The sequence below is a fragment of the Vagococcus sp. CY52-2 genome (genome assembly GCF_022655055.1).
In the GTDB taxonomy this organism is placed as follows: Bacteria; Bacillota; Bacilli; order Lactobacillales; family Vagococcaceae; genus Vagococcus.
Map to the genome: position 1 here is coordinate 1513634 of NZ_CP093384.1, position 10732 is coordinate 1524365.

The 10732-nt window shown below is 38.8% G+C and carries 5 protein-coding genes and 3 rRNA genes; all 8 read right to left on the reverse strand.

Annotated elements, in window-relative coordinates; genetic code table 11:
* Position 1 precedes the first annotated feature (1 nt).
* The 8 genes from dltB to MN187_RS07415 all read right to left on the reverse strand — a co-directional run bounded on the left by dltB (position 2) and on the right by MN187_RS07415 (position 10717).
* Positions 2 to 1225, reverse strand: a complete 1224-nt coding sequence (gene dltB, locus MN187_RS07380) for a D-alanyl-lipoteichoic acid biosynthesis protein DltB (RefSeq protein WP_117974200.1) — start codon at positions 1223 to 1225, stop codon at positions 2 to 4.
* Entirely contained in the window at positions 1225 to 2736 is a 1512-nt protein-coding gene (gene dltA / locus MN187_RS07385) for a D-alanine--poly(phosphoribitol) ligase subunit DltA (protein ID WP_242093719.1), read from the reverse strand. Before dltA ends, dltB begins: the two co-directional genes overlap by 1 nt.
* Positions 2737 to 2753: 17 nt before the next feature.
* Positions 2754 to 2909: a teichoic acid D-Ala incorporation-associated protein DltX gene (locus MN187_RS07390; RefSeq protein ID WP_117974196.1), complete on the reverse strand. Its 156-nt coding sequence runs from the start codon at positions 2907 to 2909 to the stop codon at positions 2754 to 2756.
* A gap of 330 nt (positions 2910 to 3239) precedes the next feature.
* Positions 3240 to 3355, reverse strand: a 5S ribosomal RNA gene (gene rrf / locus MN187_RS07395).
* A gap of 79 nt (positions 3356 to 3434) precedes the next feature.
* A 23S ribosomal RNA gene (locus tag MN187_RS07400) occupies positions 3435 to 6346 on the reverse strand.
* 225 nt (positions 6347 to 6571) lie between these two features.
* Positions 6572 to 8129, reverse strand: a 16S ribosomal RNA gene (locus MN187_RS07405).
* The 16S, 23S and 5S rRNA genes sit together here, the layout of an rRNA operon.
* A gap of 377 nt (positions 8130 to 8506) precedes the next feature.
* Positions 8507 to 9628, reverse strand: coding sequence for a DNA polymerase IV (dinB, locus tag MN187_RS07410; RefSeq protein WP_242093721.1), 1122 nt, complete (start codon positions 9626 to 9628; stop codon positions 8507 to 8509).
* Positions 9629 to 9871: 243 nt separating this feature from the next.
* Positions 9872 to 10717, reverse strand: coding sequence for a DUF975 family protein (locus tag MN187_RS07415; RefSeq protein WP_117973200.1), 846 nt, complete (start codon positions 10715 to 10717; stop codon positions 9872 to 9874).
* Positions 10718 to 10732 lie beyond the last annotated feature (15 nt).

Genomic DNA, 10732 nt, shown 5'->3' on the forward strand with positions numbered 1-10732 from the left:
CCTATACTAAAATAAAGTGCTTAATTAATGTATCTAAAAATCCTGAGAATATCAAGAAACTAAAACATACTGCATTAAATGTAATAAAAATTGCTAAAGCATGAGTCCAACGATTACTTGGCAATGTGTCTTTATGTTTCTTTTTATATCTCAACCAAGCATCATTAATACAAATTAATAAAGCATGGTAAATACCATATACAATATAATACCAGGTTAATCCATGCCATAACCCCATTAACAGGAACAGGCCGAAATACCCAACGTTTGAAGCCACAACACGACTCTTAAATATTTTTTTCTTTAATAACGTAAACATCAATCTCATGTAAACATAATCTCTAAACCAAAATGATAAAGTGATGTGCCATCTATTCCAAAATTCTTTGATGTTGGGACTAATAAATGGTTTATTAAAGTTCATGGGTGTTTCATAACCAAGTAAATAACTTGTCCCTACTGCAAACAAACTATAACCAGCAAAATCAAAAAATAAATAAAAACTATACACATACATATACCCAATTGTTCCAAGAACAGGAGCCGTTCCACCTAGTGCAACTCCTTGAACAGTTGGTAATAATTGACTACCTAAAACATATCCTATAATAAATTTATATAATAAACCTAAGAATATATAATGAATGCCTTTTTGTAACAACTCTACATATTTTTCTTTATCTGGCGGATTTAAATAATCTTTTAAAAATCGACGATAACGATCAATTGGACCAGATGAAATAGTTGGAAAGAAAATTAAAAATTGAATATAATATTTAATATTAAATTCCTTTAATATCCCGTCACGTATTTCCATCACGACTTGAACAGATTTAAAGGTTAAATAAGAATAACCTAGAAAAGCTAAAATCGACTGAGAACCAAAAAATGGTGAAAGCTTAATGATAATCATAGGCAATAGATTTAGCAAAACTGCTAAGTAAAAAATACTACTTTTATTATCTTTTTGTCTGTATTTAAAGTATATAGCCGTTAATAGTGTTTGCCAAATCATGTAGGCAATTAAAGCCAATCCCTGTTTTGAATTTGGGCCACCAAAACTAATCCATAAAAAGAAAATAGTTAAAAAATTTTGATACCACATCATTCTTTTACCATTTAAGGATAAAAGAATCGATGGAATAAATAATACACCTAATATAATAAAATAAAAAGGTTTTTCATAAGGAGTCAAGTATGGGATCAACTGTGCTAGCTGACTCATTAACTATTCACCTCATTTATTAACTTTTTACGATCTATTTTTCCGTTTTGTGTCATTGGAAGACTTTCAACAAAGACAAAACGATGTGGCACCATATAATCCATTACTGTTTTATTTAAGTCCTCTTTTAATTTTTGAATCAAGCTTTTTTCATCTGCTTTTTCAACAGGTGTTTCCAACACCACATAAGCTAATAATTGTTGTACCTTACCAGACTTATTATATTTTGGAACAGAACATGCCGAACGAATTTCTGGCAGAGTGATTAAATGGTGATCAATATCACCTAATTCCATCCTATAACCATTTAACTTAATTTGAAAATCCATTCTTCCTTTATAAAATAACAAATCGTCTTTGATTAAACCTGCATCTCCGGTTCGATAGGAAGGTACCCCTTCAAATTCAAAGAACACCTCTTTTGTTTTTTCAGAATTATTAAAATAACCTATAGATACACTTGGACCAGAAATAACAATTTCACCAATTTCACCACTAGGTAATTTTTCACCCTGATCATTCAAAATATGAATTGTTGTATCACTTTTAACTTTTCCAAGTGGTACTCGTTCATAGTTATCTAAAACATCTTGCGTGATGATAATATTAGTAATAGCAACAGTTGTTTCTGTTGGACCATATGTATTATAAATTTTAGCATTAGGGAAACGGTCTAACAATTTTTGAGCAGTATTTTTTGGTAATTCTTCGCCACAAAATTCAAAATTTTCTAATGTTGGTAAATGTTCAGAATCAAATTCTGGATTCAATAATACCATTTCAATTAATGAAGGAGTTGATACCCAGACATTCAAGGCCATTTCTGGAATTGATTTGAATAATAATGGAAAATTCTCAATCATCGTTTTCGGCATTGGAATAAGAGTTCCAGCTGATAATAAAGCAGGATACAAATCCATTACTGATAAATCAAATGAAAATGGTGCTTGACATAAAAAACGTTGATTTTTTTTCAAACAAAAATCACTCAACATCCAATTGGTAAAACTAATTAAATTATTATAAGTGATTTGCACCCCTTTTGGCTTTCCAGTTGTTCCAGATGTAAAAATAATATAATACACATCATTTTCACACACCACTTGTTTTGCTAAATATTCTTTTTCATCATTCATCAAAGAAATAACTGTTTGTCTATCATAAACTTCTTTTGTATCTAATGGCCAATCAGACAAAGATAAAACACAAGAAGCATTTGCTTCTTCAACAATCATCGATACTCGTTCTTTAGGTGTGTGATCATCAACAGGCACGTATGAATGACCCGATTTAGTACAAGCTAAAAAAGAAATAACCATTAAAGCCTCTTGCCCACCGTAGACAATAATAGGCGTTTTCACTGGGTACCTTTCTTCTAAAAATCCAGCGAGAGAATCTGATAATTTATCTAACTCTTTATAAGTGTATCGACGATTATTTTCTTCAAAAAAGATGGTTTCTTCACTATTTAATGAAATATCTTTAATTTTTTCTAAAATTTTATTTAACATTATTTACTAGCTCCTTTTTAAAATTGATTATATATGAAAGAGCCCCCACCAACATGGCTATATTGATACAAATAAATTAATACAAGTATTATGGCTGCATAAAAAAGTGTTTTTCCAACAAAACTCATCCATCTTTTTGTATTTTCTGGCACTTCAATTTTTTTTAATTCCATACATAGCACTCCTTTACTTTCAACTCATTTTACAATCATTTAAGTTAAATTATATCAAGCATATGATTGAATTTATAATAGGTCTTGAGACCTATTTTTTATAAATCTTTGACTAGTTTAGTGTAAATACTATTGTCAACAATAATAGTCAAATATTAAAAAACCTCATATATGAGTTTATCATATTTCTACTATATTTTATAATATTTTGTGTGATTTCATTCTTTATTCTCACTTTATTATTATTAACATGTCTATTATAACAAAAAAAGGAGATAACATAATTAAATGTACCCCCCTCTCTCGTTAATATTTAAATTAATACAAAAAGCACGGCAACGTCCTACTCTCACAAAGGGAAACCCTTCACTACCCTCGGCGCTAAGAAGCTTAACTTCTGTGTTCGGCATGGTTACAGGTGTATCCTTCTTGCCATCGTCACCGCACTTATATGCTTTTTATTGAGTGATGATTCACTCAAAACTGGATGTTAAGTTAGTATCAATATAATTGTCCACCGCTATCTTGGTTAAGTCCTCGACCGATTAGTACTAGTCCGCTCCATACATCACTGTACTTCCACTTCTAGCCTATCTACCTGATCATCTTTCAGGGGTCTTACTTCCTTAAAGGAATGGGAAATCTCATCTTGAGGGGGGCTTCACGCTTAGATGCTTTCAGCGTTTATCCCGTCCATACATAGCTACCCAGCAATGCCCTTGGCAGAACAACTGGTACACCAGAGGTATGTCCATCCCGGTCCTCTCGTACTAAGGACAGCTCCTCTCAAATTTCCAACGCCCGCGACGGATAGGGACCGAACTGTCTCACGACGTTCTGAACCCAGCTCGCGTGCCGCTTTAATGGGCGAACAGCCCAACCCTTGGGACCGACTACAGCCCCAGGATGCGACGAGCCGACATCGAGGTGCCAAACCTCCCCGTCGATGTGAACTCTTGGGGGAGATAAGCCTGTTATCCCCAGGGTAGCTTTTATCCGTTGAGCGATGGCCCTTCCATGCGGAACCACCGGATCACTAAGCCCGACTTTCGTCCCTGCTCGAGTTGTAACTCTCGCAGTCAAGCTCCCTTCTGCCTTTGCACTCTACGAATGATTTCCAACCATTCTGAGGGAACCTTTGGGCGCCTCCGTTACCTTTTGGGAGGCGACCGCCCCAGTCAAACTGTCCATCTGACACTGTCTCCCACCACGATAAGTGGTGCGGGTTAGAATGGTCATAACACAAGGGTAGTATCCCACCAGCGCCTCCATCGAAACTAGCGTTCCGATTTCTACGGCTCCTACCTATCCTGTACATGTGTTACAAACATTCAATATCAAACTACAGTAAAGCTCCATGGGGTCTTTCCGTCCTGTCGCGGGTAACCTGCATCTTCACAGGTACTAAAATTTCACCGAGTCTCTCGTTGAGACAGTGCCCAAATCGTTACGCCTTTCGTGCGGGTCGGAACTTACCCGACAAGGAATTTCGCTACCTTAGGACCGTTATAGTTACGGCCGCCGTTTACTGGGGCTTCAATTTTGAGCTTCGCTATTGCTAACCCATCCTCTTAACCTTCCAGCACCGGGCAGGCGTCAGCCCCTATACGTCATCTTTCGATTTTGCAGAGACCTGTGTTTTTGATAAACAGTCGCTTGGGCCTATTCACTGCGGCTGAACTTGCGTTCAGCACCCCTTCTCCCGAAGTTACGGGGTCATTTTGCCGAGTTCCTTAACGAGAGTTCTCTCGCTCACCTTAGGATTCTCTCCTCGACTACCTGTGTCGGTTTGCGGTACGGGTCATTTGTTTCTAACTAGAAGCTTTTCTTGACAGTGTGACATTGAGACTTCGGTACTCTATTTCCCTACTCATCACAACTTGTTCTTAAAGATAAAAGCATTTGACTCTTATCAAAACTTGTTGCTTGAACGTGCACTTCCAGTCGCACGATCTCATAGCCTCCTGTGTCCCTCCATTGTTCAAACAAAACAAACGAGTACAGGAATCTCAACCTGTTGTCCATCGCCTACGCCTATCGGCCTCAGCTTAGGTCCCGACTAACCCTGGGAGGACGAGCCTTCCCCAGGAAACCTTAGTCATTCGGTGGACAGGATTCTCACCTGTCTTTCGCTACTCATACCGGCATTCTCACTTCTAAGCGCTCCACCAGTCCTTACGATCCAGCTTCAACGCCCTTAGAACGCTCTCCTACCATAGAACCAAAGGTTCTATCCACAGCTTCGGTAACATGTTTAGCCCCGGTACATTTTCGGCGCAAGGGCACTCGACTAGTGAGCTATTACGCACTCTTTAAATGGTGGCTGCTTCTGAGCCAACATCCTAGTTGTTTGTGCACCCTCACATCCTTTTCCACTTAACATGTATTTTGGGACCTTAGCTGGTGGTCTGGGCTGTTTCCCTTTCGACAATGGATCTTATCACTCACTGTCTGACTCCCGGATATAAATGAATGGCATTCGGAGTTTATCTGAATTCGGTAACCCAAGACGGGCCCCTAGTCCAAACAGTGCTCTACCTCCATCATTCTCAAATCCGAGGCTAGCCCTAAAGCTATTTCGGAGAGAACCAGCTATCTCCAAGTTCGTTTGGAATTTCTCCGCTACCCACACCTCATCCCCGCACTTTTCAACGTACGTGGGTTCGGTCCTCCAGTGCGTTTTACCACACCTTCAACCTGGACATGGGTAGGTCACATGGTTTCGGGTCTACGACAACATACTCATTCGCCCTATTCAGACTCGCTTTCGCTACGGCTCCGCTTCTTCAGCTTAACCTCGCATGCTATCGTAACTCGCCGGTTCATTCTGCAAAAGGCACGCTATCACCCATTAACGGGCTCTAACTTCTTGTAAGCACACGGTTTCAGGTTCTATTTCACTCCCCTTCCGGGGTGCTTTTCACCTTTCCCTCACGGTACTGGTTCACTATCGGTCACTAGAGAGTATTTAGCCTTGGGAGATGGTCCTCCCGGATTCCGACGGAATTTCTCGTGTTCCGCCGTACTCAGGATACTCATAGGTGTGTTGTCAATTTCATCTACGGGGCTTTTACCCGCTATGGCTGACCTTTCCAGATCGATTCGACTATCCACAACAGCTACCACAATTGAGTCCTACAACCCCAATAAGCAAGCTTATTGGTTTGGGCTGTTTCCGTTTCGCTCGCCGCTACTAAGGAAATCGATTTTTCTTTCTCTTCCTACAGGTACTTAGATGTTTCAGTTCTCTGCGTCTACCTTCTAATAGCTATGTATTCACTACTAGATAATATCCTATAAAAGATACTGGGTTCCCCCATTCGGAAATCTCCGGATCATAGCTTACTTACAGCTCCCCGAAGCATATCGGTGTTAGTCCCGTCCTTCATCGGCTTCTAGTGCCAAGGCATCCACCGTGTGCCCTTATTCACTTAACCTTTTCTAACCTTACGGTTAGCTTTTTTTCATTAACTATTAACTAGCGATAGATAATAGTTAATACATTTCACAGTTCTTTAAAAGAAACTGTTCAACGCGGTGTTCTCGGTTTATGTTGATGTCTAACTTCAACTATCCAGTTTTCAATGAACAATCTGTTTGAGAGTAGACCTCTCAAAACTGAACAAAGTAAAACGTAATGTGTTTTCCGTAATTATCCTTAGAAAGGAGGTGATCCAGCCGCACCTTCCGATACGGCTACCTTGTTACGACTTCACCCCAATCATCTATCCCACCTTAGGCGGCTGGCTCCAAAAGGTTACCTCACCGACTTTGGGTGTTACAAACTCTCGTGGTGTGACGGGCGGTGTGTACAAGGCCCGGGAACGTATTCACCGTGGCATGCTGATCCACGATTACTAGCGATTCCGGCTTCATGTAGGCGAGTTGCAGCCTACAATCCGAACTGAGAACAGCTTTAAGAGATTAGCTAAACCTCGCGGTCTCGCAACTCATTGTACTGTCCATTGTAGCACGTGTGTAGCCCAGGTCATAAGGGGCATGATGATTTGACGTCATCCCCACCTTCCTCCGGTTTGTCACCGGCAGTCTCGCTAGAGTGCCCAACTAAATGATGGCAACTAACAATAAGGGTTGCGCTCGTTGCGGGACTTAACCCAACATCTCACGACACGAGCTGACGACAACCATGCACCACCTGTCACTTTGTCCCCGAAGGGAAAGCTCTATCTCTAGAGTGGTCAAAGGATGTCAAGACCTGGTAAGGTTCTTCGCGTTGCTTCGAATTAAACCACATGCTCCACCGCTTGTGCGGGCCCCCGTCAATTCCTTTGAGTTTCAGCCTTGCGGCCGTACTCCCCAGGCGGAGTGCTTAATGCGTTAACTGCAGCACTGAAGGGCGGAAACCCTCCAACACTTAGCACTCATCGTTTACGGCGTGGACTACCAGGGTATCTAATCCTGTTTGCTCCCCACGCTTTCGAGCCTCAGCGTCAGTTACAGACCAGAGAGTCGCCTTCGCCACTGGTGTTCCTCCATATATCTACGCATTTCACCGCTACACATGGAATTCCACTCTCCTCTTCTGCACTCAAGTCCTCCAGTTTCCAATGACCTTCCTCGGTTGAGCCGAGGGCTTTCACATCAGACTTAAAAGACCGCCTGCGCTCGCTTTACGCCCAATAAATCCGGACAACGCTTGCCACCTACGTATTACCGCGGCTGCTGGCACGTAGTTAGCCGTGGCTTTCTGGTTAGATACCGTCAAGGTGATAACAGTTACTCTATCACTTGTTCTTCTCTAACAACAGAGTTTTACGATCCGAAAACCTTCTTCACTCACGCGGCGTTGCTCGGTCAGACTTTCGTCCATTGCCGAAGATTCCCTACTGCTGCCTCCCGTAGGAGTCTGGGCCGTGTCTCAGTCCCAGTGTGGCCGATCACCCTCTCAGGTCGGCTATGCATCATGGTCTTGGTAGGCCGTTACCCCACCAACTAACTAATGCACCGCGGGCCCATCCACCAGTGACACCGAAGCGTCTTTCATACTTTCGCCATGCGGCAAAAGCAATTATGCGGTATTAGCACCTGTTTCCAAGTGTTATCCCCCTCTGGTGGGCAGGTTGCCCACGTGTTACTCACCCGTCCGCCACTCACTTCTTTTCGGTGGAGCAAGCTCCGGTGAAAAGAAGTGCGTTCGACTTGCATGTATTAGGCACGCCGCCAGCGTTCGTCCTGAGCCAGGATCAAACTCTCAATAAAAAGTTGATAACATCTTGCGATGTTTAGCTCATTTGTTTTAAAACTTGCTAGCGAATTGTATTCACTAAATATGGTTTGTTTCTACATAGTAGAAACGCCCTACACATTTGGTTCGTCTTACTTTGTTCAGTTTTCAAAGGTCTAAACTTTGTTGTCGTAACAACTTTTATATCATAACAAGTTTATAATAACTTGTCAACAGTTTTTTGAATTTTTTAAATTTTCTGAAAATTCGTTCGCTAGAATAAAAATCCTATTAGCTAAATGTTAAAAGTTGTACTTTTTAAAAGCTGTGTCTCAAGGACATTTACTAATATAACAATTATGTCACAATTCGTCAACAGTTTTTTTTATTTTTTTCAATATTACTTATTTATTTATCCTTTTTTAATGAATAAAGGTAATTCTATTACTTCATAAACAGACTTTTCTAAAGATGTGATTGTTACTCCTACTAGTCTAATACCACTATTTATCCAATTTAATTCTTCCCACAATTGATTAACATAAAAATAAATTTCTTCCGTTTGACAAATATATTTATTTAATGTCATCCTTCTTGTAACTGTTTCATAAGAATTAGTTCTTACCTTTAGAACGATTGTTTTTCCTTTTAATTCATTTTTCAATAGTTTTTGACTAACTTCTTCTGACAATTCTCTTAAATGATTTAGTACATCCAATTCTTGGATAAGTATTTTTCCAAAAGTTCTTTCTCTACCTATTGATTTTCTCTCTCGATTATTTTCTACTGGATCATTATGGATTCCTCTAACTTTACGATATAAGCTATATCCTTTTTTACCAAACCAATCGATTAACGTCAATTCGGGTATGTCATATAAATCTTTTCCTGTGTATATGCCCATTTCATGCATGAATGGAATTGTCTTCTTTCCAATACCATAAAATTTTTCAATTGGTAACTCAAACAAAAACTTTTGTGCCTCTTTCGGTAGTATAACGGTTAATCCTTTAGGTTTATCGTAATCTGACGCAATTTTAGCTAAAAATTTATTATAGCTGACTCCTGCAGAACTAGTTAGTTCGACTTTCTCATAAATTTTAGATTGAATAAGTCGGGCTATTTTTATTGCACTTTTAATATCTTGTTTATTAAGCGTTACGTCAAGGTAAGCCTCATCAAGAGAAAGAGGTTCAACTACATCAGTGTACTCTCTAAAAACTTCATGAATTTGTTTAGAAACTTCAGCATAATATTCCCGATTTCCTGAAACAAACACGGCATGTGGACATAGTTCATATGCTTTTTTTGCGCTCATAGCTGAATGAATACCGTATTTTCTTGCTTCATAATTCGCTGTAGTGACAACTCCGCGTCCATTTGTATCATTAGGGTGTTTGGCAATGACTAACGGCTTACCTTTTAGACTAGGATTATCTCTTTCTTCTATAGAAGCATAAAAAGCATCCATATCAATATGAATAATTTTCCGAGATAAATCATTGATTAACGGAAACCTTAACCCATTTGACATAAACTAACCTCCAAAAAAAGAATATACGTTCGTATCAATTATACCACGAAGACACAAAAAAACCACCAAAGCCGTCGCTCTAGTGGAAATGAAGGTTGTAAATGATTCTATTTTACTTATAAATAGAATTCAAAAACCAATTCGGGATAATTGGTATGCCATTCATCATACGACTTATGCATTAAATTCATCTGACTTTAAGGTATCAATATAATAAAAAAAGAATGAGAATCATCTCATTCTTTAAAAACTTGTCCAAATTTCATCTTCTTCCATTACTTCTTCTTCTAAAAATTTTCCTTTAGATAAATCATCATAGAACGCTGCTTTCGTCGCATTAATATATGGATTAATCCATAATAATCCTATTCCCATTGTTAGCATTCCCACAAAATACCACCCAATAAAACTAATATCTAACCAAAATAATCGACCTTTATGCCCATCCATTAATTCACGACTTTCAGTTATAAAACTTGTAGCGCCCATACTCCTTGTATCACGAGATGAAGATAAATCTTTATAAATAAAGTTTGCTTGTGAATAAGAATATCCTTTTACAATACCTGGAATAATAAATAATAAAGTCCACAAGTATTGGAAAACATATGTCAAAATATTAATCAATAATACTGGAACAAAATCATTTCCATTAAATAATCTAAACGATTCTTTAAACGACATATCTTGTGATTTTCCACGCCTTATGACATCTAAAAAAGTAAATGAAATACCAATTGTTAAAAATGTTATAACAAAACTAAATATAGGTCCTGCTAATGGAGCAGATCCTACTGAAGCAATTGCCGCTACTACGTCTGAAGCAGGTGATTCATCATCGAAGTCTTCCTCCCATGTATATTCATGTTGAATACTATCATAGTCGTCTCCCGCTATTTTTGAATAATTTGATTGATCACTTGCCGTCGTGACAATAAATAATCCAAACACCACTATTATTATAGTAAGAAAAAACATTGAAATCATTTGAATGATTGATGGTACCAAATTCAACATTACTGCTTCTTTCCATCGTCCTCTGAGTGATTCTTTTGCTTGCATTTTAAGTTCTTTAGAGGATTTATACATACATATCACATCCCT